Annotated in this window: 32 protein-coding genes; all 32 read left to right on the forward strand. The window is 68.1% G+C overall.

What is annotated here, in order from left to right; all coding sequences use genetic code 11:
• Positions 1 to 38: 38 nt before the first annotated feature.
• The 32 genes from DEJ17_RS11200 to rplF all read left to right on the forward strand — a co-directional run bounded on the left by DEJ17_RS11200 (position 39) and on the right by rplF (position 24833).
• The gene (locus DEJ17_RS11200; RefSeq protein WP_110893915.1) at positions 39 to 1382 is read left to right on the forward strand and encodes a carboxypeptidase-like regulatory domain-containing protein; all 1344 of its coding nucleotides are present in this window, start codon (positions 39 to 41) and stop codon (positions 1380 to 1382) included.
• Entirely contained in the window at positions 1382 to 2035 is a 654-nt protein-coding gene (locus tag DEJ17_RS11205; protein ID WP_110893917.1) for a PilW family protein, read from the forward strand. Before DEJ17_RS11200 ends, DEJ17_RS11205 begins: the two co-directional genes overlap by 1 nt.
• A complete protein-coding gene (locus DEJ17_RS11210) occupies positions 2032 to 3900 on the forward strand; it encodes a hypothetical protein (protein WP_110893919.1) in 1869 nt (622 codons plus the stop codon). The genes DEJ17_RS11205 and DEJ17_RS11210 overlap by 4 nt, the downstream gene beginning before the upstream one ends.
• Positions 3897 to 4760 carry a prepilin peptidase gene (locus DEJ17_RS11215; protein ID WP_375342571.1) on the forward strand — a complete coding sequence of 288 codons (864 nt, stop codon included), beginning with the start codon at positions 3897 to 3899 and terminating at the stop codon, positions 4758 to 4760. The genes DEJ17_RS11210 and DEJ17_RS11215 overlap by 4 nt, the downstream gene beginning before the upstream one ends.
• A gap of 59 nt (positions 4761 to 4819) precedes the next feature.
• Positions 4820 to 5872: a type IV pilus assembly protein PilM gene (pilM, locus tag DEJ17_RS11220; protein WP_110893921.1), complete on the forward strand. Its 1053-nt coding sequence runs from the start codon at positions 4820 to 4822 to the stop codon at positions 5870 to 5872.
• On the forward strand, positions 5869 to 6645 hold the full coding sequence (locus DEJ17_RS11225) for a hypothetical protein (RefSeq protein ID WP_110893923.1): 777 nt from the start codon (positions 5869 to 5871) through the stop codon (positions 6643 to 6645). Before pilM ends, DEJ17_RS11225 begins: the two co-directional genes overlap by 4 nt.
• A 1-nt stretch (position 6646) precedes the next feature.
• Positions 6647 to 7357, forward strand: coding sequence for a hypothetical protein (locus DEJ17_RS11230; protein ID WP_110893926.1), 711 nt, complete (start codon positions 6647 to 6649; stop codon positions 7355 to 7357).
• 176 nt (positions 7358 to 7533) lie between these two features.
• Positions 7534 to 8115 (forward strand): hypothetical protein, encoded by a 582-nt coding sequence (locus DEJ17_RS11235; protein WP_146239702.1) that lies wholly within the window; start codon positions 7534 to 7536, stop codon positions 8113 to 8115.
• A gap of 27 nt (positions 8116 to 8142) precedes the next feature.
• Positions 8143 to 8628: a DUF6121 family protein gene (locus tag DEJ17_RS11240; RefSeq protein WP_110893930.1), complete on the forward strand. Its 486-nt coding sequence runs from the start codon at positions 8143 to 8145 to the stop codon at positions 8626 to 8628.
• 35 nt (positions 8629 to 8663) lie between these two features.
• Entirely contained in the window at positions 8664 to 9839 is a 1176-nt protein-coding gene (locus DEJ17_RS11245) for a hypothetical protein (protein WP_110893932.1), read from the forward strand.
• Between the two features lie 228 nt (positions 9840 to 10067).
• Entirely contained in the window at positions 10068 to 10436 is a 369-nt protein-coding gene (gene rpsL, locus DEJ17_RS11250; RefSeq protein ID WP_017885540.1) for a 30S ribosomal protein S12, read from the forward strand.
• 5 nt (positions 10437 to 10441) lie between these two features.
• The gene (gene rpsG, locus DEJ17_RS11255) at positions 10442 to 10912 is read left to right on the forward strand and encodes a 30S ribosomal protein S7 (protein WP_017885539.1); all 471 of its coding nucleotides are present in this window, start codon (positions 10442 to 10444) and stop codon (positions 10910 to 10912) included.
• A 97-nt stretch (positions 10913 to 11009) separates the two neighbouring features.
• The gene (gene fusA, locus DEJ17_RS11260) at positions 11010 to 13127 is read left to right on the forward strand and encodes an elongation factor G (protein WP_110859496.1); all 2118 of its coding nucleotides are present in this window, start codon (positions 11010 to 11012) and stop codon (positions 13125 to 13127) included.
• Between the two features lie 147 nt (positions 13128 to 13274).
• Positions 13275 to 14462, forward strand: a complete 1188-nt coding sequence (tuf, locus tag DEJ17_RS11265; RefSeq protein ID WP_110859497.1) for an elongation factor Tu — start codon at positions 13275 to 13277, stop codon at positions 14460 to 14462.
• A gap of 174 nt (positions 14463 to 14636) precedes the next feature.
• The gene (locus DEJ17_RS11270; protein WP_110859498.1) at positions 14637 to 15614 is read left to right on the forward strand and encodes a DNA topoisomerase IB; all 978 of its coding nucleotides are present in this window, start codon (positions 14637 to 14639) and stop codon (positions 15612 to 15614) included.
• An 80-nt stretch (positions 15615 to 15694) separates the two neighbouring features.
• The gene (locus DEJ17_RS11275; RefSeq protein ID WP_110859499.1) at positions 15695 to 16522 is read left to right on the forward strand and encodes a DarT ssDNA thymidine ADP-ribosyltransferase family protein; all 828 of its coding nucleotides are present in this window, start codon (positions 15695 to 15697) and stop codon (positions 16520 to 16522) included.
• A gap of 520 nt (positions 16523 to 17042) precedes the next feature.
• Positions 17043 to 17351: a 30S ribosomal protein S10 gene (gene rpsJ, locus DEJ17_RS11280; protein WP_017885534.1), complete on the forward strand. Its 309-nt coding sequence runs from the start codon at positions 17043 to 17045 to the stop codon at positions 17349 to 17351.
• 12 nt (positions 17352 to 17363) lie between these two features.
• Positions 17364 to 18020: a 50S ribosomal protein L3 gene (rplC, locus tag DEJ17_RS11285; RefSeq protein WP_110893934.1), complete on the forward strand. Its 657-nt coding sequence runs from the start codon at positions 17364 to 17366 to the stop codon at positions 18018 to 18020.
• A gap of 2 nt (positions 18021 to 18022) precedes the next feature.
• Positions 18023 to 18682, forward strand: coding sequence for a 50S ribosomal protein L4 (gene rplD, locus DEJ17_RS11290; RefSeq protein WP_027466730.1), 660 nt, complete (start codon positions 18023 to 18025; stop codon positions 18680 to 18682).
• The gene (rplW, locus tag DEJ17_RS11295) at positions 18679 to 18978 is read left to right on the forward strand and encodes a 50S ribosomal protein L23 (RefSeq protein ID WP_027466729.1); all 300 of its coding nucleotides are present in this window, start codon (positions 18679 to 18681) and stop codon (positions 18976 to 18978) included. The genes rplD and rplW overlap by 4 nt, the downstream gene beginning before the upstream one ends.
• Positions 18979 to 18996: 18 nt before the next feature.
• A complete protein-coding gene (gene rplB, locus DEJ17_RS11300; RefSeq protein ID WP_027466728.1) occupies positions 18997 to 19836 on the forward strand; it encodes a 50S ribosomal protein L2 in 840 nt (279 codons plus the stop codon).
• Positions 19837 to 19847: 11 nt separating this feature from the next.
• Positions 19848 to 20129, forward strand: a complete 282-nt coding sequence (rpsS, locus tag DEJ17_RS11305; RefSeq protein WP_017885529.1) for a 30S ribosomal protein S19 — start codon at positions 19848 to 19850, stop codon at positions 20127 to 20129.
• Between the two features lie 25 nt (positions 20130 to 20154).
• Positions 20155 to 20547: a 50S ribosomal protein L22 gene (gene rplV, locus DEJ17_RS11310; protein WP_035809257.1), complete on the forward strand. Its 393-nt coding sequence runs from the start codon at positions 20155 to 20157 to the stop codon at positions 20545 to 20547.
• Positions 20547 to 21359: a 30S ribosomal protein S3 gene (gene rpsC, locus DEJ17_RS11315; protein WP_017885527.1), complete on the forward strand. Its 813-nt coding sequence runs from the start codon at positions 20547 to 20549 to the stop codon at positions 21357 to 21359. Before rplV ends, rpsC begins: the two co-directional genes overlap by 1 nt.
• 2 nt (positions 21360 to 21361) lie before the next feature.
• Positions 21362 to 21781, forward strand: coding sequence for a 50S ribosomal protein L16 (rplP, locus tag DEJ17_RS11320; protein ID WP_017885526.1), 420 nt, complete (start codon positions 21362 to 21364; stop codon positions 21779 to 21781).
• Positions 21781 to 22101, forward strand: a complete 321-nt coding sequence (gene rpmC, locus DEJ17_RS11325; RefSeq protein ID WP_017885525.1) for a 50S ribosomal protein L29 — start codon at positions 21781 to 21783, stop codon at positions 22099 to 22101. Before rplP ends, rpmC begins: the two co-directional genes overlap by 1 nt.
• The gene (rpsQ, locus tag DEJ17_RS11330; protein WP_017885524.1) at positions 22101 to 22385 is read left to right on the forward strand and encodes a 30S ribosomal protein S17; all 285 of its coding nucleotides are present in this window, start codon (positions 22101 to 22103) and stop codon (positions 22383 to 22385) included. Before rpmC ends, rpsQ begins: the two co-directional genes overlap by 1 nt.
• A 31-nt stretch (positions 22386 to 22416) precedes the next feature.
• A complete protein-coding gene (gene rplN, locus DEJ17_RS11335; protein ID WP_017885523.1) occupies positions 22417 to 22785 on the forward strand; it encodes a 50S ribosomal protein L14 in 369 nt (122 codons plus the stop codon).
• A 3-nt stretch (positions 22786 to 22788) separates the two neighbouring features.
• Complete coding sequence (rplX, locus tag DEJ17_RS11340; RefSeq protein ID WP_017885522.1) at positions 22789 to 23148, forward strand: 50S ribosomal protein L24; 360 nt, start codon at positions 22789 to 22791, stop codon at positions 23146 to 23148.
• Positions 23148 to 23738, forward strand: coding sequence for a 50S ribosomal protein L5 (gene rplE, locus DEJ17_RS11345; RefSeq protein WP_110859500.1), 591 nt, complete (start codon positions 23148 to 23150; stop codon positions 23736 to 23738). The genes rplX and rplE overlap by 1 nt, the downstream gene beginning before the upstream one ends.
• Positions 23739 to 23891: 153 nt before the next feature.
• The gene (gene rpsH / locus DEJ17_RS11350; protein ID WP_017885519.1) at positions 23892 to 24290 is read left to right on the forward strand and encodes a 30S ribosomal protein S8; all 399 of its coding nucleotides are present in this window, start codon (positions 23892 to 23894) and stop codon (positions 24288 to 24290) included.
• Positions 24291 to 24296: 6 nt separating this feature from the next.
• Positions 24297 to 24833, forward strand: coding sequence for a 50S ribosomal protein L6 (gene rplF, locus DEJ17_RS11355; RefSeq protein WP_017885518.1), 537 nt, complete (start codon positions 24297 to 24299; stop codon positions 24831 to 24833).
• Position 24834 lies beyond the last annotated feature (1 nt).

The raw sequence follows: 24834 nt of genomic DNA on the forward strand, positions 1-24834 counted from the left end.
CCGCCCGACGTACTTCCACTCGAGTCAGAAGGGACGCCATGATCTCGCGCATCGCCGAGCGACTGCGTTCCGCACGTGAGAGCGAGGGTGGCTTCACGATCATCGAGGTGATGGTCGCGATGACGATCTTCGCCCTGATCGCCGCCGGCATCGCCGCCGGCGTCACCGCTTCTCTCGTGCTCTCGAAGGACACCCGTGCGCGCGAGGTCGCATCGACGATCGCGATGGAGGACATCGACGACCTCCGGGACACCCCGAGCATCTTCAACGTGAAGAGCGGCACCGCCACCAAGCAGGTCGGCAACCAGGTCTTCGACCTGACCCGGAAGGTGTCATGGACCCGGTCGTCCGGCGCGGCCACCGCCTGCGGCACGGGTGACGGCAGCCTGTCGTACAAGGCCGTGACGGTGACGGTGCGCTGGAAGACCAGCGCTGCAGCGTCCGGGACCCAGCAGGTCGAGATGTCGAGTGCCATCGCTCCACTCACGAACATCAACTCGGACACGACGGGCTCGATCCTCGTCGGCGTGACGAACGCGAACGGGATCGGTGTGTCCGGGATCGTGCCGACCGTGAGCGGTGGCCCCGCCGGGGTCACGTTCCCGGCGACGGACGCGGAGGGCTGCACCTACGTGGCCGGCGTCGCGCCGGGGACCTACAAGGTGTCCATCGCCCGCACCGGGTACATCGACTCGACCCAACAGCCGAGTCCGTCGTCGCAGTCGGTGACGGTGTCGGTCGGGAGCTCCGGTGCCGCCGCGTTCACCTTCGACAAGGTGACGACCTACTCGTTCAAGTACCTGACCTCGCCGGCATCGTCCGCGATCCTGCCGACCAACCTGCCGTTGTCGATCACCAACGGGACGTCGGGCACGACCGTGTTGAACCCCGCCCCGACGAGCGCGGCCTTGTTCCCGTTCCCCTCGGGGTACCAGGCGGTCGCGGGGCTGTACTCCGCAGACGTGTCGTCCGACGCCGCAGCGACCTGCCTGGGCCCGGAACCAGGCGCCTGGACGACCGCCAACAAGGCCGGCAAGAAGGGGACGGCGACGGAGTTCAAGGACGCGACCGGGCCGATCTCGATCAGCATGGGCGCGATCACGCTCGCCAAGCCGGACAAGGCGCTCTTCATCACCGCGAAGACCACGACGGCCGTGAACGGCGATCCCGGCTGCGCGAAGGGGATGACCCTGAGCTTCCCGAAGCCGACGTCCGACAGCATGACGATCGCCCTGCCGTGGGGAACCTGGAAGCTGTTCACGGGCGGCACCGCGGGCGCGGCGACGACGCCGCTCACGCTCACCGCCACCAACACCGCGATGGTCAGCAACGGTGCCGTCACCGATGGCGTCGTCCTCGTCGACCCGAGGCCGGCCAGCTGATGCGCGCGCTCCTCCGTCGTCTGCGTGGCGATCAACGCGGGATCACGCTCGTGGAGCTCCTCGTCGCCATGCTCGTGACGTCGCTGCTGCTCACCCTGGTCGGGAGCTTCTTCGTGTCGATCTCGAAGGCGCAGCGCACGGTGTCCTCGGTCAACGACAGCACCCGACAGGGCACCACGTCGATGACGCAGCTCAGTCGGTACCTGCGTGAGGCATCTCGTTGGCAGGTGAGCAAGACGGTCAGCGCGCCCGCGTTCGTGAGCGCCACTGGCCGGAGCGTGCAGTTCTACTCGGGTGTCGACCTGTCCAGCGCGCGGGCCGGGCTCACCAAGGTGACGGTCGACGTCGTGTCGAACCGGCTGCGCATGCAGCTGCAGCGGGGCGACTGCCCGACCGGCGGGTACTGCACGTTCACCGGCGCCACCCGGACGCTGTGGCTCGCCGACGTGGTCCGTGCCGGCACGCTCTTCTCGTACATCGACGCGGACAACGGCCCCGTGTCCGCGCCGGCGAACGCCACCTACGACACGATCCGTTCCGTCCGCGTGGCGCTGACGGTGGGGTCGACGGACGGCGTGACCGTCAACGACAGCACGTTCCAGGCCACCATCAACCTGCGCAACCTCGACTACGGCGCAGCCACGGAGTCATGATGCTCATCCGGATCCTCCGAGGCCTGCGTGCCCGAGACGACGAACGCGGGGTCGCCCTCGCGGCCGTCATCGGGATCGGTGCGGTGCTCATGATCGTGCTGTCCCTCGTCGTCGCCACCGCGACGAGCGGTGCGACGAAGGCGACGACCGACACGAACTACAACAAGGCGATCGCGGCCGCGTACGCGGGTCTCTCCGACTACCAGGGCCGCCTCGCAGCCGACAACGCCTACGTCAAGTACGGCGTGCGCACCGCGTTCTCGTCGACGAGCACGTACACGGCAGATCCGGCGAACAAGGCCTTCGGCACCGCGAAGGACGGCTCGTGGGCGAACGTGGTCGGGAGCACCGACCAGTCCTACCGGTACGAGGTCGACAACTCCGACTACTCGACGACCGGCAAGGTCCGCCTGCGCGTGACGGGGAAGGCCGGTGCCACGACGAGGACCATCGTCGTGGACCTCCGCGGTGACGGCTTCGTCAACTACCTGTACTTCACGAACTACGAGTCCCAGGACCCGAGCCTGACGAACGCCGGCTGCGTCTCGAACCACCGCAACGACGACGACTGGAGCTCCAGCAGCAGCTGTGAAGCGGTCACGTTCGCCAGCGGTGACGTCCTCGACGGGCCGGTCCGGTCGAACGACGTCATCACCGCCTGCGGAGCGACGTTCAACTCGAGCGTGCAGGACACGGGCCCCGCCGACTTCTTCTACACGAGCAAGGCGACGACCATCGACTCCGCCTGCCGCTCGTCCACGAAGTTCATCGGCGGGAAGATCAAGAACGTCGGGACGCTCCCCATGCCGAGCACCAACGCGAACATGAAGCAGGAGGCACGGACCGACATCCCCGAGAAGGTGGCGAAGCCCGGGTGCCTGTACACCGGTCCGACGTCCATCACGTTCCTCGCCGGGGGCAAGATGCGCGTGGTCTCACCGTGGACCATCTCCACACAGGTCAAGGGCAACGCCACGGGCAGCGCCATCGCGCCGGGTCCGGGGAACGACGCCCTGTGCGGCTCGGTCGCTGCCCTCCGGGGAACCGGTGCCGTCATCCCCACGCTGCCCGCGAACTTGGTCTACGTGCAGAGCGTGCCGTCGACGGTCGGTGACCCGAACTACTGGGCGTCCAGCGCGACACCGTCCGGCACGGTCAACGGGACCGTGAACGCGGGTTCGCCGGTCTACTGCCAGCAGACGGTCAAGTCGGGGAACTCGACGAGTTCGGACTACGGCAACGGCCTGGGGTACCCGCTCAACGGCGAGTTCACCGGAACGCGCGGGGATGCCGGGTACTACGGGTGCCGCAGCGGTGACGCTTTCGTGTCCGGATCCTTCGGCGGACAGATGACCCTCGCCGCGGAGAACTTCCTGTACGTGACCGGGAGCATCGTCTACCAGAACGGCCGGACTTCGGACGACATGCTCGGGCTCGTCGGGCAGAAGGCGGTCTCCGTCTACAACCCCGTGTCGTGCTCGAGCTACTCCGGCTGGTCGAACACGGTGTGCAACACGGGCAGCAGCTCCTACTCGACGAACACGGCGCCGACCAAGAACATCGAGATCGACGCGGCCATCGCCAGCAACCTCGGCACGTTCAACGTCCAGAACAGCCAGTACGGGTCGAACCTCGGCATCCTCACGATCTACGGATCGATCGCCCAGCAGTTCCGCGGCTCGGTCCGCACCTCGTACGGGAACGGTCTTCTGACGGGGTACGCGAAGGCGTACTCGTACGACAGCAGACTCAAGTCCTCCGCCCCGCCCAAGTTCCTGCAGCCGGTCTCGACCACCTACGGTGTGACGACCGAGACCGAGTCCGCGACGGCCTTCCGCGCCGACGGCACCCCGACGGGGAAGTGACCGTGGCTTCCTTCGCCTCGGTGACGCCCCTCGTCGCCGCGCTGGTCGGTGTGCTCGGTCTCGCGATCGGGTCGTTCCTGAACGTCGTCGTGTACCGGGTGCCCGCGGGCATGTCCGTCGTCGCGCCCGCCAGCTCCTGCCCCGGGTGCGGTCATGCAATCCGGGGCCGCGACAACGTGCCCGTCGTCTCCTGGATCGTCCTGCGCGCCCGGTGCCGCGACTGCGGCGCGCCCATCTCGGCCCGGTACCCGCTCGTCGAAGCCGCCACGGGCCTCCTGTTCGTCGCGGTGACGCTGCTCTCGGTACTCGCACCGTGGTCGCCGCTGGTGGCACCGGACGGCGTCTCCGGATCGATCCACGCAGCGGTCCTGCTCGTTGCGCTCCTGTACCTGATGGCGATCAGCATCTCGTTGACGCTCATCGACCTCGACACCCACACGTTGCCGAACCGGATCGTGCTCCCTGCCTACATCGTGCTGCCCGTGCTCCTGCTGGCTGCGTCGGCGGCGTCCGGGGACTGGGGCGCCGCGCTCCGGGGGCTCATCGGCCTGGTCGTCCTCGGCGGCGTCTACCTCGTGCTCGCGCTGGCGGTGCCCGGCGGGATGGGGCTCGGTGACGTGAAGCTCGCCGGCGTGCTCGGCCTCGTGCTGGCGTACCTCGGATGGGGACCCCTCGCAGTGGGTTCTTTCGCGGCGTTCCTGCTCGGAGGTACCTTCGCAGTCGTCCTCCTGGTCGTGCGCCGGGCGGGCCGTCGCAGCGGGATCCCGTTCGGCCCTTGGATGCTCGCGGGTGCCTGGCTCGGCATCGCCGTCGGTGCCCCCGCATGGGACGGCTACCTGCGCCTCCTCGGACTCGCCTGACGCCTCGCCGCGCGCTGACCCACCAGACCGACCCGAAGACGGTCACGGAAGGACCACCCATGTCGAAGAGCATCGTGGGCGTCGACATCGGCGCCGCCGCGATCCGTGCTGTCGAGGTCCAGGACGCCGACAAGCCGAGACCGACGATCCTGCGGTTCGCCGAGGTGCCCGTGCCCCCGGGCGCGACGAAGCAGGGGGAGGTGCTCGAGCCGAACACCGTCGCGGGTGCGCTCCGACAGCTCTGGTCGCTCGGGCGCTTCCGCTCGAAGGACGTCGTGCTCGGCATGGGCAACCAGCGCGTGCTGTCGCGCGACCTGACGGTCCCGAAGGCCCCCATCGCGCAGATCCGTGAATCGCTGCCCTTCCAGGTGCAGGACATGCTCCCGGTGCCCGTGGGCGACGCCATCCTCGACTTCTACCCGACCAGCGAGGAGACGGGGGAGAACGGCCCCACAGTGAGCGGTCTCCTCGTCGCCGCCGTGAAGGACGCCGTGCTCGCCAACGTCCGCGCGGTCCAGAATGCCGGGCTCAAGCCGGTCGGTGTCGACCTCATCCCGTTCGCCCTGGCACGTGTCCTCGCGCCAGCGAACCGGTCGGGCACCGTCGCCATCGTCGAGTGCGGCGGCAACACGACGACCGTCGTCATCGTCACCGACGGCGTCCCGAAGTTCGTCCGCATCGTGCCGACCGGCGGCGACGACATCACGCGGCTCCTCGCCGGTCGTCTGACGATCGACGAGGGAGCGGCCGAAGCCGTCAAGCGCCACCTGGGCATGGATCCGGAGCGGGCGCGGACCGGCGACGACGCGCTCGCGGTCGCGGCGGTCCGCGAGACGATGGGCGAACTGCTCTCGAGTCTCCGCAACACCGTCAACTACTTCGTCAACACCCACCCTGCCGAGCCCGTCGGCGAGATCCTGCTCTGCGGCGCTGCAGCTGCGCTCCCCGGTTTCGCCGCAGCGCTCTCGGAGTTCACCCGGACGCCCGTCCGGTTCGGGGCACCGTTCGCCAACGTCGCGCTCGCGAAGTCCATCCGGGTCGAGGACCTGCACGCCCACGGCGCATCGATCGCGGTGGCATGGGGACTCGCCGCGGGAGGGAAGGCAGCATGAGCCAGTCGACCAAGTCGAAGCCCTCGCGTTCTGGACGGAGTCGCCGTCGAGGAGTCGCGCCCGACCCGGCCCTGCGCGTCGCCGCCGAGACCGCGGAGCGCGTCAAACGTCAGCGTCGGACCACCCCCAGCGAGATCGTCGTCGGGGGTCGCCCCAGTGTCGACCTGCTGCCCACCGAGGTCCTCGCCGACCGACGCGGCAGCCGTGTCGTCCGTCGGATGTGGGCGGGCGTCGTCCTCGTGGCGATCGTGGTCGGGATCGCGACCGCCGGAGCCAGCCTCCTGTCCAGCCAGGCCCACGACGACCTGACCCACGCGCAGGACGAGACCCTGTCGCTCCTGCAGCAGCAGGCGAACTACCGCGAAGTCCGGGACACGGAGGCCGGTACTGCGCTGCGTGAAGCCGCGCAATCGGTCGGGGGGGCCACGGAGATTGCCTGGCAGCCGTACCTCGCTTCGCTGAAGGCGTCGCTCCCGGCGGGAGTCGAGATCACCGGCGTCGCGATCGACTCGGCCACGCCGCTGGAGACCTACGCGCAGGCCGACACCCCGCTCCAGGGGCAGCGTGTCGCGACCCTGACCATCGACGCGCAGAGTCCGACGCTGCCGTCCGTCCCGTCGTGGCTCGATGCCGTCAAGGGGCTCAAGGGCTTCGTCGACGCGACCGCGAACTCGGTCACGCTCGACCCGACGACCGGCACCTACACCGTGAACATGACGATTCACGTCGACCAGGCCGCCTTCGACGGCAAGTACCAGGACAAGGGCGAGTGAGATGACCCGCAACCGACTCAACATGCTCCTCGCCGTCGTGGCGATGGTCGTGGTGGCGCTCGCGGGGTTCTTCCTCGGCGTGCAGCCACATCTCGCACAGGCCGCGAGCGACCGCACCGACCAGGTGTCGGTGGACGCGACGAATCGGACGACGGCGGCGGAACTCGCGCGGCTCAAGGACCGCGCGAAGTCCCTGCCGGCGATGAGGGCGGAACTCGCGGAGCTCACCGCCTCAGTGCCGTCGAGTGCGAACATGTCCTCCTTCTACGGTGCCGTCGACAGCGTCGCAGCCCAGGCGGGCGTGAAGGTGTCCGCGATCACGACGTCCGACGCTCTGGCCTACACCGCTCCCGTCGCGGCCTCGACGGCCGCGGGCACCGAGGACCCGTCGGCCTCCACGACGGACGAGGCGACGCCCGAGCCGACCGCGGCATCCACCGGCGCCGCGACGGCACCCGTGACCGACCCGGCGATCTCGGCCGCGAACTTCTCGGCCATCCCCGTCTCCGTGTCGGTCGACGGGTCGTTCGACCAGGCCCTGTCCTTCGTCGGGGGCATGCAGGACGGCGCTCGACTCTTCCTGGTCACCACGGTGTCGTCCTCCATCTCGCAGGACTCGACCGACCCGGCCGCGTCGGCTGCGACGACGTGGACGTTCGGTGGCTACGTGTACGTCCTGACCGCCGACTCGGACACGGTCGCGAAGGGCTGACCCGACCCCCACGGACTGGGGTCGGCCGCGCCACGCCGACCCCACTTCCGCGACACCCGTCGTTGTGATTACGCTGCACCGGACGCCGTGATCGCGGCTGCTCATCCCCTCTCGAACGGTCGGCTCGAACCGGCCGTTCCTCGTCGTGCCCGGAGTCGCGCGTGTTGGTCGGAATCGTGGAATTCCTCGGTTGGTTCGGGGCAGTAACCGTTTTAGCTGGTTACATTTTGTTCTCCACCGGCAAGATCCCGAACGGCCCGCTCTACCAGCTGTTCAACCTGGTCGGCGGCGTCGCGGTGGCCATCAACGTCGCCGCGCACCACGCCGTCCCCTCGACGATCGTCAACGGGATCTGGGCGATCGTCGCCGTCGTCGTCCTGGTGAAGATGGGCCGAGCGCGTCGCGCGGCGAAGCGCGACGGGTCCTCGGCTCTCGCGTCGCCGGTCCTGCACGCTGAGCCGGCCGCGACGACCGGCGTCCTGCCGGTCATCGGCCCGGCGCTGCGCGACCACGAGCCGGAGGAGACCGCTGAGGCGGACGCCGCCACGGGCCTCCAGTCCGACGACCTGACGGACGTGACGGCGCCGGATCCCGCACCCGCCGCTCCTCCAGAGCCGCCCGCCCCCATGACGGAGACCGTCCCGATCATCACGGCCACGATCGCCCTCGCCCTGGTCGCCGCCGCGCAGGAGCAGTCCGACCGGGCGGACCGTCGCGAGCACGCGGACGACACGGGCCACGCCGAACCCGCTCACTGACCAGCCGGTCGGCGATACGATCGGCGCATGTCCCGGTGGCTGATCGCGACGATGACGTCCGTCCTCTTCATCGCGCTCGTGATCGCCCTCACGGGCTTCGAAGCCCTGCTCGCCGACGTCGAGGTCATCTCGCAGCCCGACGCCACCCCGTACCTCGGGCCCGCGATGGTGGTCGGCGCCGCGGTGGTGGTCTTCCTCGCGACCGCGGCGGGTGCGCGTGACGGCAACCCCGGTGTGACGGCCCTGGTGGCCGCAGCGACGGTCTACCTGGTCATGCTCGGCGTCGGAGGCGTGGGCTACGCGCTCGTCCGCTCGGACGCGACGGAGCTCCTCGTCTTCCCCGCCGGGTACGCCCTCGGCCCGTTCGTGGTCGGCTCCGTCGTGGTCGCGCTGCTGTCCGTCATCGGCGGGATCTCGATGGCCCGGCACCAGGCGCGGACCGGCACCGCGACCGACGGAGCTGTCACCCGAACGGAGTCCACCGTCGCGGGCGAGGACCACTCGGCGCGGTAGTCTCGCGGGGTAGGCGGACACGCAACGGGGGAACGATGAGCGACGAGCAGACGGCGGATCCGGACCAGCACGGCTGGGGCTCGGTGCCGCCCGTCGCCACGATCCGCGGGACGCAGGACGCGCCGCTCGACGCCCCGCTGGACCCGCGGGGCGGCGCGCAGTTCGGCGCGCGGCGGGCGCGCCCTCGCCGGAAGCTCCGCCGTGGCCAAGTCGCCGGGATCGTCGCCGGCATCGTGGTGCTCTCGCTGCTCCTGGTCGGCGGAATCGCCGGCTCCCTGATCGGCTCGTCCACGCACTCCGCTGACCGCCCGGTGCGGGCCTTCCTCGACGACCTGACGGCCGGACGCGTGGCCGACGCCCTCGACGACGCGGGCATCGATCGCGAGAAGACCGACGTGCTCCTCGGCGAAGCCGCCTACGCGAAGGCTTCGGACAAGGTCACCGGCTACCGCGTCGCCGCGACGCGGACAGAGGGCGACACCGCGACGGTCCGCGCGTACCTGCGCCAGGGCGGGCAGGACGTCGCCGCGACCTTCACGCTGGACAAGACCGGGACGGACTGGGGTGTGTTCCCGATCTGGGAGCTGCAGGCCCCCGACCTCGGCTCGGTCAACGTCGCCGTGCGGGGTCCGTCCGGTGCTGGGGTCACCGTCGCCGGCCGGGACGTGAAGACCGCGAAGGACGGCACGGTGAGCCTCCGCGCGCTGCCCGGGACCTACGACGTCGCCTTCGACGGCGACAAGTGGACCACGGCCAGTGGGGGATCGGCGAGCGTCAGCGGGTTCGGGCGGTCGACCTCGACCCCGCTGCAGATGACCACGACCCTGACCGCCGCCGGGCAGCAGGCCGCCGAGCGAGCGGTGGACGACTGGGTGGACGGCTGCATCGCCTCCACCGACGCCGCCCCCACCGGGTGCAGCTTCTACGCGTACGGGCAGAACCCCGCGTACACGTACTCGAACCAGAAGTGGACACTCGAGACGCGGCCGACGGTCCGGGTCGGCAGCTGGACGACGAACGGTTGGTTGATCACGACGACGGCGCCCGGCCGGGCGAAGTACACGGCCGACATCTCGGGTGCTGCCGGCACCGGAACGGCGTCCGCGGGGCCCCTCAACGTGAACGCGAGCGGGTACGTCACCGGGTTCTCGAGCGACGGTGCCACGTTCCGCTCGGCGGTGGGCAACGGGTCCTCCGACACCGGCTCATGACGGTGTCGGTTCCCGGGGTGACCCGGATTGATTTCGTCCCGTTACGCGGGTAGTCTCTACCGGGTGTGCGCCCTCGGGCGCGCCCGAAAAGTCCGGCGAGCGGGATCGCCCAGCCGGACCACTCCGTCCCCCACTCGAACACCCGCCGTCCGGCGGTGCTCAGCGTGGGACGAGGAAGCCGGCGGAACGCGCCGGCCAGAGAGCACGAGCGAAGAACCAGGAGAACAGTTGCCTACTATTCAGCAGCTGGTTCGCAAGGGTCGTACGCCGAAGGTCACCAAGACCAAGGCGCCCGCCCTGAAGGCGAACCCCCAGCAGCGTGGTGTGTGCACCCGCGTCTACACCACCACCCCCAAGAAGCCGAACTCGGCACTGCGCAAGGTCGCTCGTGTCAAGCTCTCGAACGGCACCGAGGTCACGGCCTACATCCCCGGTGAGGGCCACAACCTCCAGGAGCACTCGATGGTGCTCGTCCGTGGCGGTCGTGTGAAGGACCTCCCGGGTGTGCGGTACAAGATCATCCGTGGCGCCCTGGACACCCAGGCAGTCAAGAACCGTAAGCAGGCTCGTAGCCGCTACGGCGCGAAGAAGGGTTGAGTTAGATGCCTCGTAAGGGTCCCGCCCCCAAGCGTCCCGTCGTCGCCGACCCGGTCTACGGCGCGCCGATCGTCAGCCAGCTCGTCAACAAGATCCTGCTCGACGGCAAGAAGGGCCTCGCCGAGCGCATCGTCTACGGTGCACTCGAGGGCGTTTCCGCCAAGAACCAGCAGGACGCCGTCGTGACGCTGAAGAAGGCGCTCGACAACGTCCGTCCGACCCTCGAGGTCCGCAGCCGCCGCGTCGGTGGCTCGACCTACCAGGTCCCGGTCGAGGTCAAGCCGCACCGCGCGAACACCCTCGCGCTCCGTTGGCTCACCTCGTACGCCAAGGCCCGTCGCGAGAAGACGATGACCGAGCGTCTCATGAACGAGATCCTCGACGCGTCGAACGGCCTCGGTGCCGCGGTCAAGCGCCGCGAGGACACGCACAAGATGGCCGAGTCGAACAAGGCCTTCGCCCACTACCGCTGGTAGTCCCGGCTCTGCTGGCTGATCGGTCCGGGCGCCGACGGGCAAAACCCCCGGCGCCCGGCCGACCACCAATCTCCTACAACTCTTCCGGAGGAACCCTGTGGCACAGGACGTGCTCACCGACCTGAACAAGGTCCGCAACATCGGCATCATGGCGCACATCGATGCCGGCAAGACCACGACGACCGAGCGCATCCTGTTCTACACGGGCATCACGCACAAGATCGGTGAGGTCCACGACGGCGCTGCCACGATGGACTGGATGGCGCAGGAGCAGGAGCGCGGCATCACGATCACGTCGGCCGCGACGACCTGCTTCTGGGACAACAACCAGATCAACATCATCGACACCCCCGGTCACGTGGACTTCACGGTCGAGGTGGAGCGCTCGCTCCGCGTCCTCGACGGTGCGGTCGCCGTCTTCGACGGCAAGGAGGGCGTCGAGCCCCAGTCCGAGACCGTCTGGCGTCAGGCCGACAAGTACGACGTCCCGCGCATCTGCTTCGTCAACAAGATGGACAAGCTGGGCGCCGACTTCTACTACACCGTCGACACCATCGTGAACCGCCTCGGCGCGGAGCCCCTCGTGCTCCAGCTGCCGATCGGTTCCGAGAGCTCGTTCGAAGGCGTCGTCGACCTCGTCCAGATGCGTGCACTCACCTGGCGCGGCGACGCCAAGGGTGACGTCGCGATGGGCGCGAAGTACGAGATCGAAGAGATCCCGGCCGACCTGCAGGACCGTGCCGCCGAGTACCGCGAGAAGCTCATCGAGCGCGTGGCCGAGGCGGACGACGTCCTCATGGAGCGCTACCTCGAGGGCGACACCGACTTCTCGGTCGCCGAGATCAAGGCAGCCATCCGTGCCCTCACGGTGAGCAGCACGCTCTACCCGGTCCTCTGCGGTTCCGCGTTCAAGAACCGTGGTGTCCAGCCGATGCTCGACGCCGTCATCGACTACCTCCCGTCCCCGCTCGACGTGCCGCCGATGATCGGCCACGACGTCAAGGACGAGGAGAAGGAGATCATCCGCAAGCCCGACGCGTCCGAGCCGTTCTCGGCCCTCGCGTTCAAGGTCGCGGTGCACCCGTTCTTCGGTCGTCTGACCTACGTGCGCGTCTACTCGGGCTCGATCGAGTCCGGTGCCCAGGTCGTCAACTCGACCAAGGGCAAGAAGGAGCGCATCGGCAAGATCTTCCAGATGCACTCCAACAAGGAGAACCCGGTCGCCAACGTGACCGCTGGCCACATCTACGCGGTCATCGGCCTCAAGGACACCACCACCGGTGACACCCTGTGCGACCCGACCAACCAGGTCGTCCTCGAATCGATGACGTTCCCGGAGCCGGTCATCGAGGTCGCCATCGAGCCGAACACGAAGGCTGACCAGGAGAAGCTCTCCACGGCCATCCAGAAGCTCGCCGAAGAGGACCCGACGTTCCGCGTCGAGCTCAACGCCGAGACCGGTCAGACGACGATCAAGGGCATGGGCGAGCTCCACCTCGACATCCTCGTCGACCGCATGAAGCGCGAGTTCCACGTCGAGGCGAGCGTCGGCAAGCCCCAGGTGGCGTACCGCGAGACGCTCACCAAGATCGTCGAGCGCTACGACTACACCCACAAGAAGCAGACCGGTGGTTCCGGCCAGTTCGCGAAGGTGCAGATCGCGCTCGAGCCGATGGAGGTCACGAGCGAGAAGGTCTACGAGTTCGTCAACGCGACCTCCGGTGGCCGTGTCCCGCGCGAGTACATCCCGTCGGTCGACGCCGGTATCCAGGACGCCATGCAGGTCGGCATCCTCGCGGGCTACCCGACGGTCGGCGTGAAGGCCATCCTCAAGGACGGCGCGGCGCACGACGTCGACTCGTCCGAGATGGCGTTCAAGATCGCCGGCTCGATCGCCTACAAGGAAGCGGCTCGCAAGGCCGGTCCGGCGATCCTCGAGCCGATCATGGCCGTCGAGGTCCGTACTCCTGAGGAGTACATGGGCGACGTCATCGGTGACCTGAACTCCCGTCGTGGCCAGATCGCCTCGATGGAGGACGCCTCGGGCGTCAAGGTGGTCCGCGCGAGCGTGCCGCTGTCCGAGATGTTCGGCTACGTCGGCGACCTGCGGTCGAAGACCTCTGGTCGTGCGGTCTACTCGATGACCTTCGAGACCTACAGCCAGGTCCCGGCCAAGGTCGCCGAGGAGATCATCGCGAAGAACGCGGGGGAGTAGCGCTCAGCGCTTCTCCACAGGCGGGGGCGCCCGGCGACGGGCCCCTCGCCACCAAGTAAAGTACAGACACACACCGCGCACCAACGGTTCCGAGCCCATCCAGGGCCGGCCGGGGGTGACGCTTCCGAGTCCTGAGGAGGACCCACAGTGGCCAAGGCCAAGTTCGAGCGCACCAAGCCGCACGTCAACATCGGAACCATCGGTCACGTCGACCACGGCAAGACCACGCTCACGGCGGCGATCACCAAGGTTCTGCACGACCAGTACCCGGACCTCAACGAGGCCCGCGACTTCGCGCAGATCGACAACGCTCCCGAGGAGCGCCAGCGCGGCATCACGATCAACATCTCGCACGTCGAGTACCAGACCGAGAAGCGTCACTACGCGCACGTCGACGCCCCCGGTCACGCCGACTACGTGAAGAACATGATCACGGGTGCGGCACAGATGGACGGCGCGATCCTCGTGGTCGCCGCCACCGACGGCCCGATGCCCCAGACGCGTGAGCACGTGCTGCTCGCCCGTCAGGTCGGCGTCCCCTACATCGTCGTCGCACTGAACAAGTCCGACATGGTGGACGACGAGGAGATCCTGGAGCTCGTCGAGCTCGAGGTCCGCGAGCTCCTCGGCTCGCAGCAGTTCGACGAGGACGCCCCCGTCGTGCAGGTCTCGGCGCTCAAGGCGCTCGAGGGCGACGAGAAGTGGGTCAAGTCGGTCCAGGACCTCATGGCCCAGGTCGACGAGCACGTGCCGGACCCGGTGCGCGCCACCGACCAGCCGTTCCTGATGCCGATCGAGGACGTCTTCACGATCACCGGTCGTGGCACGGTCGTCACCGGTCGCGTCGAGCGTGGCACGCTCAACCTGAACGAGGAGGTCGAGATCGTCGGCATCCGCGCGACGCAGAAGACCACCGTCACGGGCATCGAGATGTTCCGCAAGCTGCTCGACCAGGCGGTCGCCGGTGACAACACCGGTCTGCTCATCCGTGGCCTCAAGCGCGAGGACGTTGAGCGCGGCCAGGTCGTCGTGAAGCCGGGTTCGGTCACGCCGCACACCGAGTTCCAGGCGAACGCGTACATCCTGACCAAGGACGAGGGTGGGCGTCACAACCCGTTCTACGCGAACTACCGCCCGCAGTTCTACTTCCGCACCACGGACGTCACCGGCGTCATCACGCTGCCCGAGGGCACCGAGATGGTCATGCCCGGTGACACCGTCGCCATGACCGTCGAGCTGATCCAGCCGATCGCCATGGAAGAGGGCCTCCGTTTCGCCATCCGTGAGGGTGGTCGTACGGTCGGTGCCGGTACGGTCGAGAAGATCATCAAGTAACTCCGGTTCCTTGCGACAGCGGGGTCGGGCCTTCAGGGCCCGGCCCCGCTTCGTCGTTCCCGGCCGCTCACGGGCCGTACAGGGCGCCGGAGCGGAGGCCCGGGGCCGGGCCGGTGCCGTGCCTCCTGTCCGCCCCGTGACCCGTCACAGGCGTCACGGAGTTGGCTCGGCGTCGTGACACGCCTCCGCAGATCCGCGACCTCCGGTCGCGGCTACCACCGCGTCCGATCCGGGAGCGGCTTCTCGTACCGTGACCCCCAGGGCAACACGGTGACCGATCCGGACGAGCGCCGTCGGCTCGAGGAGTTCGTGATCCCGCCGGCGTGGGACGACGTCTGGATCTCGCCGTACCCCAACGGACACATCCTCGCCACCGGGACGGACGGCGCCGGTCGACGGCAGTACATGTACCACCCGTCCTGGCGGGAGCGGATGGACCGCATCAAGTACGACCGCGCGCTGGCACTCGCCGAATCGCTGCCGGTCGCCCGCCGTGGCGTCACGCAGGACCTCCGTCGCCCCGAGCCGGACCGTCGGCGGGCACTGGCCGCAGCGTTCCGCATGCTCGATCAGGGGTCGCTCCGGGTGGGGTCGGAGCGGTACGCCACCGAGCACGGGAGCCGTGGTCTGTCGACGCTGCTCTGCGCGCACGCCCACGTCTCCGGCGACGACATCGAGCTCGACTTCCCCGGCAAGAGCGGGCAGGAGTGGTCGTCCTCGATCCACGACCACGACCTCGCGCGGGTCATCGCGGGCATGAAGCGGCGCGGACCGAACGCGCGGCTGCTGTCGTTCCGCGAGCGTCGCGGGGCGGAGTGGGAGCCGCTCTCGGCCGAGGACATCAACGCCTACGTCAAGGAACGTGCTGGCGACGAGTTCACCGCGAAGGACTTCCGGACCCTGCACGGCACGGTCGCGGCTGCGGTCGACCTGGCGAAGACCGGCCCGCAGTCGTCGCAGGCCAAGCGGAAGAAGGCCGTCTCGCACGCGGTCAAGGCCGCCAGCGAGGAGCTCGGCAACACCCCGACGGTGTGCCGACAGAGCTACATCGACCCCCGGTTGCTCGACGCGTACGACCACGGGGAGACCATCGATCCGAACCGCCTGGCGTCCGCCGAGGCCGAGGTCCGGGCGCTGCTCTACCGACAATGACCCGGGGGCCGTCCGGATGACGTAGCGTTGGTCGACGTGCCGGACCACCCCCACACGGCACGGAAGGACCCACAACAGTCGTGACCGACGAGTGCATCCACGGTTTCCCCACCGAGCTCTGCGACATCTGCGCACCCCGGCAGCGCGAAGCGTCGGAGACCCCAGCCACCCCGGCACCACGCCGGACCCGCATCACCACCAACCTGCGCGTCGACCCGCCGGCCTCCGGGCCCGGGACGTCGCTGCGGTCGCCGACGTCGCTCCGTTCGTCGTCCGCCGACCTGCCCGAGGCGCGTGAGTTCGCAGCGCTCCGCGCCCACCACGTCACCCACATCGACAACCTCGACGGCATCGTCGGCGCCGGTGCGATCCTGGCGTCCGACCAGGCGGAGCCCGTCGTCGACGTGAGCTCTGCCGACACCCGCGCCGCCCGCGCCGAGGCCGAGGCACCAGACGGCTCCTCGATCGCCGGCCACGTGCCGTTCACGCTGTCCCCCGACGCCACCCGTTGGGACGAACTCCGGACGGGCGCCGAGGGCGAGCGCTGGTCCGATGCCGCCCGTCGCACCCGGGCGATCGACTACGTGGTGCTCGTCGTGCCGGTCTCGGCGTTCGGTGCGTCCGTGATCGTCGCCGACCAGGACGCCGACGCCGACGACGTCCGGTTCGCCGTCGGGCCGGACGCCGCCACGAACCTGATCCGTCGCACCGACTTCACGGACCCGGAGATGCACGGCCTCGAGCTGCTCGCCGGTCCGAGCGTGCCGTTCACGTCGGTCGCGGTCATCGGCGTGCCGAACGACAAGGCACGGCAGACGGTCCGCGCCGTGCTCGCCGACCACGGTGGACACGCTCCCCGGGTGGCCGTCTTCCCGCCGTGGTTCGTGCCCCCGGTGACCGCCGAGTGACGGTCTCCTGACCCGATTCGAGCACCCTCCGGACCACGTCCGGAGGGTGCTCCGCGTTGCGGGGCCGAGCCGAGCCTCCAGGCCGTCCGATCCGCGTGGATCCGGGCAAGCGCGCCCGCGGGACACGCCCGGCGATTCGCGACACGCCCGGGTTGCACGTGGGCCGGGGCTATGCGAGACTTGTCCGGTTCCGAATTCCCCGTGGGTGCACGCCCACAGGATCACTGCTCTGGCAGTGCACAACCCCCTTGTTCAGCAGGGCTGGGTTGGGCCGCAGGCAGCAGAACACGACTCCCCGAGATGGGGCGGACGCGGTGCACCACTGCTGCGCCCGGACCACGAGGCAGTCGATTGCCCACGCTGGACGGCCACGGTCGCCCGCGAGGTTGACAGGTGAACAGCGGTCATCCCCAGTGGATGCGGCCGGTTGGTTCAGGAAAACAGCACGGTCCGCAGGAATGCGGAACCGAGCGGCGTCAGGCGGCCAGAGGGTGCGCGGCGCAGAGAGGACAAGAGACACATGGCGGGACAGAAGATCCGCATCCGGCTCAAGTCGTACGACCACGAGGTCATCGACACGTCGGCCCGGAAGATCGTCGACACGGTGACCCGTGCCGGTGCAACCGTGGTCGGCCCGGTGCCGCTCCCCACCGAGAAGAACGTGATCGCAGTGATCCGTTCCCCTCACAAGTACAAGGACTCGCGCGAGCACTTCGAGAAGCGCACGCACAAGCGGGTCATCGACATCGTCGACCCGACGCCGAAGGCCGTGGACTCGCTCATGCGACTCGACCTGCCGGCAGACGTCAACATCGAGATCAAGCTGTAAGGGGGCTGACCAATGGCGAACTCAACCAAGACCGTCAAGGGCCTCCTCGGCAAGAAGCTCGGCATGACGCAGGTGTGGGACGAGAACAACAAGTTCATCCCCGTCACCGTGATCGAGGTCGGCCCGAACGTGGTCACCCAGATCCGCAACGCTGAGCGCGACGGCTACGAGGCGATCCAGATCGCCGCCGGCGCCATCGACCCGCGCAAGGTCAACAAGCCGGCCGCTGGCCACTTCGAGGCCGCTGGCGTGACCCCGCGTCGCACCCTCACCGAGATCCGTACCAACGACTCCGCTGAGTACACGCTCGGCCAGGAGCTCACCGTGGACGGCACGTTCACGGCGGGCCAGAAGGTCGACGTCGTCGGTACCTCCAAGGGCAAGGGCTTCGCCGGTGTCATGAAGCGCCACGGCTTCCACGGCGTCAGTGCCTCGCACGGTGCGCACCGCAACCACCGCAAGCCCGGCTCGATCGGTGCTTCCTCGACCCCGTCGCGCGTCTTCAAGGGCATGCGCATGGCCGGTCGTATGGGTGGCGACCGCGTGACCGTCCTCAACCTCACGGTGCACGCCGTCGACGCCGAGAAGGGTCTGCTGCTCGTCAAGGGCGCCGTCCCCGGTGCTCGTGGCCGCTCCGTCTTCGTCCGCACCGCCGTGAAGGGTAAGTGATCATGGCCACCACGACCGCAACCACGATCGACGTCCTCGACGCATCGGGTGCCAAGTCCGGCACCGTCGAGCTCCCCGCAGCTCTCTTCGACGTCGAGACCAACGTCCCGCTGATCCACCAGGTCGTCACCGCGCAGCTCGCAGCCGCGCGTCAGGGCACCCACAAGACCAAGAACCGCGGCGAAGTCCGCGGTGCCGGTCGCAAGCCGTTCAAGCAGAAGGGCACCGGCCGCGCCCGTCAGGGTTCCGTCCGTGCTCCGGAGCACACCGGCGGCGGCGTCGTCCACGGACCGACTCCGCGCGACTACTCGCAGCGCACCCCGAAGAAGATGATCGCCGCTGCTCTGCTCGGCTCGCTCTCGGACCGCGCCCGCGGTGGCCGCATCTCCGCTGTGGAGGGCTTCGTCGCGGCTGAACTGCCGTCGACCAAGACCGCCCGCACGCTCCTCGAGAAGGTCGCGCCCGTCAAGAACGTGCTCGTCGTGCTCGAGACGGACGACGAGCTGACGCTCAAGTCGATCCGCAACCTGTCGAACGTCCACGCGCTCTCGTACGGCCAGCTCAACGCCTACGACGTGCTGCGTTCGGACGCCGTCGTCTTCAGCAAGAGCGCCCTCGACGCCTTCATCGCGTCGAAGACCGCGAAGGAGATCACCGCATGAGCGGCTTCAACAAGGACCCGCGCGACGTCATCATCTCGCCGGTCGTCTCGGAGAAGAGCTACGCGCTCATCGACCAGGGCAAGTACACGTTCATCGTGGACCCCCGCTCGAACAAGACCGAGATCAAGCTCGCCATCGAGAAGATCTTCGACGTCAAGGTCGCGAGCATCAACACGCTGAACCGCCCGGGCAAGACCCGTCGCACCAAGTTCGGTCTCGGCAAGCGCAAGGACACCAAGCGCGCCATCGTGACGCTCAAGTCCGGTTCGATCGACATCTTCACGGCTGTCGGCTGAGGACCAGAGGGATAAATCATGGCTATTCGTAACTACAAGCCGACGACCCCCGGTCGTCGCGGCTCGTCGGTCGCCGACTTCGCTGAGATCACGCGTTCGACTCCGGAGAAGTCCCTGCTTCGTCCGCTGCCGAAGACCGGTGGTCGCAACAGCTCCGGCCGCATCACCACGCGTCACATCGGTGGTGGCCACAAGCGCCAGTACCGCGTGATCGACTTCCGTCGCTCCGACAAGGACGGCGTCGACGCCAAGGTCGCTCACATCGAGTACGACCCCAACCGCACTGCGCGCATCGCGCTCCTGCACTACGTGGACGGCACGAAGCGCTACATCATCGCGCCGAACAAGCTGAAGCAGGGCGACGTCATCGAGCAGGGCCCCGGCGCCGACATCAAGCCCGGCAACAACCTGCCGCTGCGCAACATCCCCGTGGGTACCGTCGTGCACGCCATCGAGCTCCGCCCCGGTGGCGGCGCCAAGATGGCTCGCTCCGCCGGCGCCTCGGTCCGTCTCGTCGCCAAGGACGGCCCCTACGCGCAGCTCCGTCTGCCGTCGGGCGAAGTCCGCAACGTCGACGCACGCTGCCGCGCCACCATCGGCGAGGTCGGCAACGCCGAGCAGTCGAACATCAACTGGGGCAAGGCCGGCCGCATGCGCTGGAAGGGCGTCCGCCCGACCGTCCGTGGTGTCGCCATGAACCCGGTCGACCACCCGCACGGTGGTGGTGAGGGCAAGACCTCCGGTGGTCGTCACCCGGTCAGCCCCTGGGGTCAGTCCGAGGGCCGTACGCGCAAGCCGAACAAGCCGAGCGACAAGCTCATCGTCCGTCGCCGTAACGCCGGCAAGAAGCGCAAGTAGGAGTTCAGAAGATGCCACGCAGTCTGAAGAAGGGCCCCTTCGTCGACGAGCACCTGCTCCGCAAGGTCGTCACGCAGAACGAGGCCAACACCAAGAACGTGATCCGCACGTGGTCGCGTCGGTCGATGATCGTCCCGAACATGCTCGGGCACACCATCGCCGTCCACGACGGCCGCAAGCACATCCCGGTGTTCGTCACCGAGTCGATGGTCGGTCACAAGCTCGGCGAGTTCGCGCCGACCCGCACCTTCCGTGGTCACGTGAAGGACGACAAGAAGGGCCGTCGCCGCTGAGGCGGCGACGCAGAGGAGGAACGAAATGGTGGAGTCGATCGCACGCGTGCGACACATCCGCGTCACGCCTCAGAAGGCCCGTCGCGTCATCGAGCTGATCCGCGGCAAGCAGGCCCACGAGGCCCTCGCCATCCTGAAGTTCGCCCCCCAGGGCGCTTCGGAGCCCGTGTACAAGCTGGTCGCCTCGGCGATCGCGAACGCACGGGTCAAGGCGGACTCGACGAACAGCTTCCTCGACGAGCGCGACCTCTACGTGAGCCGCGTCTTCGTCGACGAGGGCACGACCCTGAAGCGGTTCCAGCCGCGCGCCCAGGGCCGCGCCTTCCGCATCAACAAGCGCACCAGCCACATCACGGTCGTCCTCGCGACGCCCGACGAGGCCGAGGTTGCCGCGACGAGCAAGAAGGCGAGCAAGTAATGGGCCAGAAGGTCAACCCGTACGGCTTCCGTCTCGGGATCACGACGGACCACGTCTCGCACTGGTTCACCGACAGCAAGAAGGCCGGTCAGCGCTACGCCGACTACGTGGCCGAGGACATCAAGGTGCGCGAGTACCTGAAGAAGACCCTCGACCGCGCAGGTGTCGCACGCATCGAGCTCGAGCGCACCCGTGACCGCGTCCGCGTGGACATCCACACGGCTCGTCCGGGCATCGTCATCGGTCGCCGCGGCGCCGAGGCCGAGCGCGTTCGTGGTGAGCTCGAGAAGCTCACCAAGAAGCAGATCCAGCTGAACATCCTCGAGGTCAAGAACCCCGAGACCGAGGCCCAGCTCGTCGCGCAGGGCATCGCCGAGCAGCTCTCCGCTCGTGTCGCGTTCCGTCGCGCCATGCGCAAGGGCCTGCAGGGTGCGCAGCGCGCCGGTGCCAAGGGTGTCCGCATCCAGGTGTCGGGTCGTCTCGGCGGTGCCGAGATGTCGCGTTCGGAGTTCTACCGCGAAGGCCGTGTGCCGCTGCACACGCTCCGCGCGAACATCGACTACGGCTTCTACGAGGCCCGGACCACGTTCGGCCGCATCGGCGTGAAGGTCTGGATCTACAAGGGCGACATCACGAACAAGGAGCTCGCTCGCGAGCAGGCGAACCAGCGTTCGTCGCGCCCCGAGCGTCGTGGCGGCCCGCGCGGTGAGCGTGGAGACCGTGGCGGCGACCGTCGTGGCGGCGACCGCGGTGACCGTCGCCCGCAGCAGGCCCCGCAGGACGCGCCGGCCGGCGCAGGAGTTGAGGCGTAACCATGCTTATTCCCCGTCGAGTCAAGCACCGCAAGCAGCACCACCCGAAGCGCTCGGGTCAGGCCACCGGTGGTACCAAGGTCAGCTTCGGCGACTACGGCATCCAGGCCCTCACCCCGGCGTACGTGACCAACCGTCAGATCGAGTCCGCTCGTATCGCCATGACGCGTCACATCAAGCGTGGTGGCAAGGTCTGGATCAACATCTACCCGGACCGTCCGCTGACCAAGAAGCCCGCCGAGACCCGCATGGGTTCCGGTAAGGGTTCGCCCGAGTGGTGGGTCGCGAACGTGAAGCCGGGCCGGGTGCTCTTCGAGCTCTCCGGCGTCAGCGAGGAGATCGCCCGCGAGGCGTTGACTCGTGCAATCCACAAGCTGCCCCTCAAGGCACGCATCATCAAGCGCGAGGAGGGCGACGCATAATGGCGATCGGTTCCAAGGAGCTCCGTCCGACGGAGCTCGACACGTTCGAGAACGAGCGTCTCGCTGACGAGCTGAAGAAGGCCAAGGAGGAACTCTTCAACCTCCGCTTCCAGTCGGCCACCGGCCAGCTGGAGAGCCACGGTCGTCTCCGTGCCGTCAAGCGCGACATCGCCCGCATCTACACCGTCCTCCGCGAGCGCGAGCTCGGCATCCGTGCCACTCCCGCGCCCGTCGAGACCGCCCCCAAGGCCAAGAAGACGACGAAGAAGGCTGACAAGCCGGCCGAGTCGACCGAGGCCGAGACCGCCGAGGAGAAGTAATGGCGAACGAAGAGAAGAACTCCGCCGCCCTCACTCGCGGCTACCGCAAGACGCGTCGCGGCTACGTGACGAGCGACAAGATGGACAAGACCATCGTGGTCGAGGTCGAGGACCGCGTGAAGCACGCGCTCTACGGCAAGATCATCCGTCGCACGTCCAAGGTGAAGGCCCACGACGAGCTCGGCACCGCTGGTGTCGGCGACCTCGTCGTGATCAGCGAGACCCGTCCCCTCAGCGCGTCCAAGCGCTGGCGCCTGGTCGAGATCCTCGAGAAGGCCAAGTAGGCCTCGGCCTGCTTCGGAATAGGAGACAGCAGTGATTCAGCAGGAATCCCGCCTGAAGGTCGCCGACAACACGGGTGCCAAGGAGATCTTGACCATCCGCGTGCTCGGTGGCTCGGGTCGTCGCTACGCCGGCCTCGGTGACGTCATCGTCGCCACGGTGAAGGACGCCATCCCCGGCGGCAACGTGAAGAAGGGTGACGTCGTCAAGGCCGTCATCGTTCGCACCAAGAAGGAGACCCGTCGTCAGGACGGCTCCTACATCAAGTTCGACGAGAACGCGGCAGTGATCCTCAAGGCCGACGGCGACCCGCGCGGTACGCGCATCTTCGGTCCGGTCGGTCGCGAGCTCCGTGACAAGAAGTTCATGAAGATCATCTCGCTCGCGCCGGAGGTGCTGTAAGCCATGGCGAACATCAAGAAGGGTGACCTCGTCCAGGTCATCACGGGCGCGACGCAGGAGCGTGGCGGCGACCGTGGCAAGCAGGGCAAGGTCATCGAGGTCCTCAAGGACAAGAACCGCGTCGTCGTCGAGGGCGTGAACTTCGTCACGAAGCACGTCCGCGTCGGCCAGACGCAGCGTGGTTCGAAGACCGGTGGCATCGAGCAGCACGAAGCCTCGATCCACGTCTCGAACGTCGCGCTCGTCGACCCGAAGACGAAGAAGCCGACGCGTGTTGGTTTCCGCACCGAAGAGGTGGAGAAGGACGGCGTCAAGAAGACCGTCCGTGTCCGCTACGCGAAGAAGTCTGGTGAGAAGCTCTGATGACTGACACGACTGCTGCGCCCGCTGGCAAGATCCAGCCGCGCCTCAAGCAGAAGTACCTGGCCGAGATCAAGTCGGCCCTCACCGAGCAGTTCGGTTACGCGAACGTCAACCAGGTCCCCGGCCTGGTCAAGGTCGTCGTGAACACCGGTGTCGGCGAGGCCGCTCGCGACTCGAAGATCATCGAGGGTGCCATCAAGGACCTCACGGCGATCACGGGTCAGAAGCCCCAGGTCAACATCGCCCGCAAGTCGATCGCGCAGTTCAAGCTGCGCGAGGGCCAGGCCATCGGCGCGCACGTCACCCTCCGTGGCGACCGCGCGTGGGAGTTCCTGGACCGCCTGGTCACGCTCGCACTGCCCCGCATCCGCGACTTCCGCGGTCTCAGCGACAAGCAGTTCGACGGCAACGGCAACTACACGTTCGGTCTCACGGAGCAGTCCGTGTTCCACGAGATCGACCAGGACCGCATCGACCGTGTCCGCGGCTTCGACATCACTGTCGTGACCACCGCGAAGACGGACGACGAGGGACGCGCGCTGCTCCGGCAGCTCGGCTTCCCGTTCCGCTCCAACGAGCAGACGGTCTAAGCTACTTCGAGCGGTGCGGGCCGGAGGATTCACGTCCTCCGGCCCGCACGCACGAACACACCGATCTCGGGGAACCGCCCCGGGATCACTCGATCGCTCAGGTCGGCATTCGTGGAACGGGTGTCGAAACCAGGCGAGAAATGGACGAACATCATGACGATGACCGATCCGGTCGCAGACATGCTGACCAGATTGCGGAACGCGAACTCCGCGCACCACGACGCAGTCGCGCTCCCGAGCTCCAAGCTCAAGAAGAACATCGCCGACATCCTCAAGCGTGAGGGCTACATCAGCGAGTGGAAGGTGGAGGACGCCCGAGTCGGGCAGACCCTCACCATCGACCTGAAGTACGGCCCCGAGCGCGAGCGTTCGATCGCCGGCATCAAGCGCGTCTCGAAGCCGGGCCTGCGGGTCTACGCGAAGTCGACGGAGATCCCCCAGGTCCTCGGTGGCCTCGGCGTGGCGATCCTCTCGACCTCCTCCGGCCTCCTGACCGACCGCGAAGCCGAGCAGAAGGGCGTGGGTGGGGAAGTCCTCGCCTACGTGTGGTGATCGACAATGTCACGAATCGGACGTCTCCCCATCGACATCCCCGCCGGCGTCACCGTCTCCGTTGACGGTCAGAACGTGGCGGTCAAGGGCCCGAAGGGCGAGCTCGCGCTCGTCATCGCGGAGCCCATCCAGGCCAAGGTCGAGGAGAACCAGGTCCTCGTCACCCGTCCGGACGACGAGCGCGAGTCGCGTTCGCTCCACGGACTGACCCGGACCCTCATCGCCAACAACATCATCGGCGTGACCCAGGGCTACACCAAGGGCCTCGAGGTCGTCGGCACCGGTTACCGTGTCGCGGCCAAGGGCTCGAACCTCGAGTTCGCGCTCGGGTACTCCCACTCGATCACGGTCGAGCCGCCGGCGGGCATCAGCTTCGCGGTGGAGGGCAACAACAAGGTCACCGTCGCCGGTATCGACAAGCAGGCTGTCGGCGAGGTCGCCGCGAACATCCGGAAGCTCCGGAAGCCCGAGCCCTACAAGGGCAAGGGTGTCCGTTACGCCGGCGAGAACGTGCGCCGCAAGGCCGGAAAGTCAGGTAAGTGAT

The organism is Curtobacterium sp. MCSS17_011, from assembly GCF_003224275.1.
Lineage (GTDB): Bacteria > Actinomycetota > Actinomycetes > Actinomycetales > Microbacteriaceae > Curtobacterium.

Excerpts from the sequence above, each read along its gene's own strand:
- DEJ17_RS11200 (WP_110893915.1), top strand. The coding sequence starts at position 39 with ATGATCTCGCGCATCGCCGAGCGACTGCGTTCCGCACGTGAGAGCGAG.
- DEJ17_RS11205 (WP_110893917.1), top strand. The coding sequence starts at position 1,382 with ATGCGCGCGCTCCTCCGTCGTCTGCGTGGCGATCAACGCGGGATCACG.
- DEJ17_RS11210 (WP_110893919.1), top strand. The coding sequence starts at position 2,032 with ATGATGCTCATCCGGATCCTCCGAGGCCTGCGTGCCCGAGACGACGAA.
- pilM (WP_110893921.1), top strand. The coding sequence starts at position 4,820 with ATGTCGAAGAGCATCGTGGGCGTCGACATCGGCGCCGCCGCGATCCGT.
- DEJ17_RS11225 (WP_110893923.1), top strand. The coding sequence starts at position 5,869 with ATGAGCCAGTCGACCAAGTCGAAGCCCTCGCGTTCTGGACGGAGTCGC.
- DEJ17_RS11230 (WP_110893926.1), top strand. The coding sequence starts at position 6,647 with ATGACCCGCAACCGACTCAACATGCTCCTCGCCGTCGTGGCGATGGTC.
- DEJ17_RS11240 (WP_110893930.1), top strand. The coding sequence starts at position 8,143 with ATGTCCCGGTGGCTGATCGCGACGATGACGTCCGTCCTCTTCATCGCG.
- DEJ17_RS11245 (WP_110893932.1), top strand. The coding sequence starts at position 8,664 with ATGAGCGACGAGCAGACGGCGGATCCGGACCAGCACGGCTGGGGCTCG.
- rpsG (WP_017885539.1), top strand. The coding sequence starts at position 10,442 with ATGCCTCGTAAGGGTCCCGCCCCCAAGCGTCCCGTCGTCGCCGACCCG.
- rpsJ (WP_017885534.1), top strand. The coding sequence starts at position 17,043 with ATGGCGGGACAGAAGATCCGCATCCGGCTCAAGTCGTACGACCACGAG.
- rplC (WP_110893934.1), top strand. The coding sequence starts at position 17,364 with ATGGCGAACTCAACCAAGACCGTCAAGGGCCTCCTCGGCAAGAAGCTC.
- rplD (WP_027466730.1), top strand. The coding sequence starts at position 18,023 with ATGGCCACCACGACCGCAACCACGATCGACGTCCTCGACGCATCGGGT.
- rplW (WP_027466729.1), top strand. The coding sequence starts at position 18,679 with ATGAGCGGCTTCAACAAGGACCCGCGCGACGTCATCATCTCGCCGGTC.
- rplB (WP_027466728.1), top strand. The coding sequence starts at position 18,997 with ATGGCTATTCGTAACTACAAGCCGACGACCCCCGGTCGTCGCGGCTCG.
- rpsS (WP_017885529.1), top strand. The coding sequence starts at position 19,848 with ATGCCACGCAGTCTGAAGAAGGGCCCCTTCGTCGACGAGCACCTGCTC.
- rplV (WP_035809257.1), top strand. The coding sequence starts at position 20,155 with ATGGTGGAGTCGATCGCACGCGTGCGACACATCCGCGTCACGCCTCAG.
- rpsC (WP_017885527.1), top strand. The coding sequence starts at position 20,547 with ATGGGCCAGAAGGTCAACCCGTACGGCTTCCGTCTCGGGATCACGACG.
- rplP (WP_017885526.1), top strand. The coding sequence starts at position 21,362 with ATGCTTATTCCCCGTCGAGTCAAGCACCGCAAGCAGCACCACCCGAAG.
- rpmC (WP_017885525.1), top strand. The coding sequence starts at position 21,781 with ATGGCGATCGGTTCCAAGGAGCTCCGTCCGACGGAGCTCGACACGTTC.
- rpsQ (WP_017885524.1), top strand. The coding sequence starts at position 22,101 with ATGGCGAACGAAGAGAAGAACTCCGCCGCCCTCACTCGCGGCTACCGC.
- rplX (WP_017885522.1), top strand. The coding sequence starts at position 22,789 with ATGGCGAACATCAAGAAGGGTGACCTCGTCCAGGTCATCACGGGCGCG.
- rplE (WP_110859500.1), top strand. The coding sequence starts at position 23,148 with ATGACTGACACGACTGCTGCGCCCGCTGGCAAGATCCAGCCGCGCCTC.
- rpsH (WP_017885519.1), top strand. The coding sequence starts at position 23,892 with ATGACGATGACCGATCCGGTCGCAGACATGCTGACCAGATTGCGGAAC.
- rplF (WP_017885518.1), top strand. The coding sequence starts at position 24,297 with ATGTCACGAATCGGACGTCTCCCCATCGACATCCCCGCCGGCGTCACC.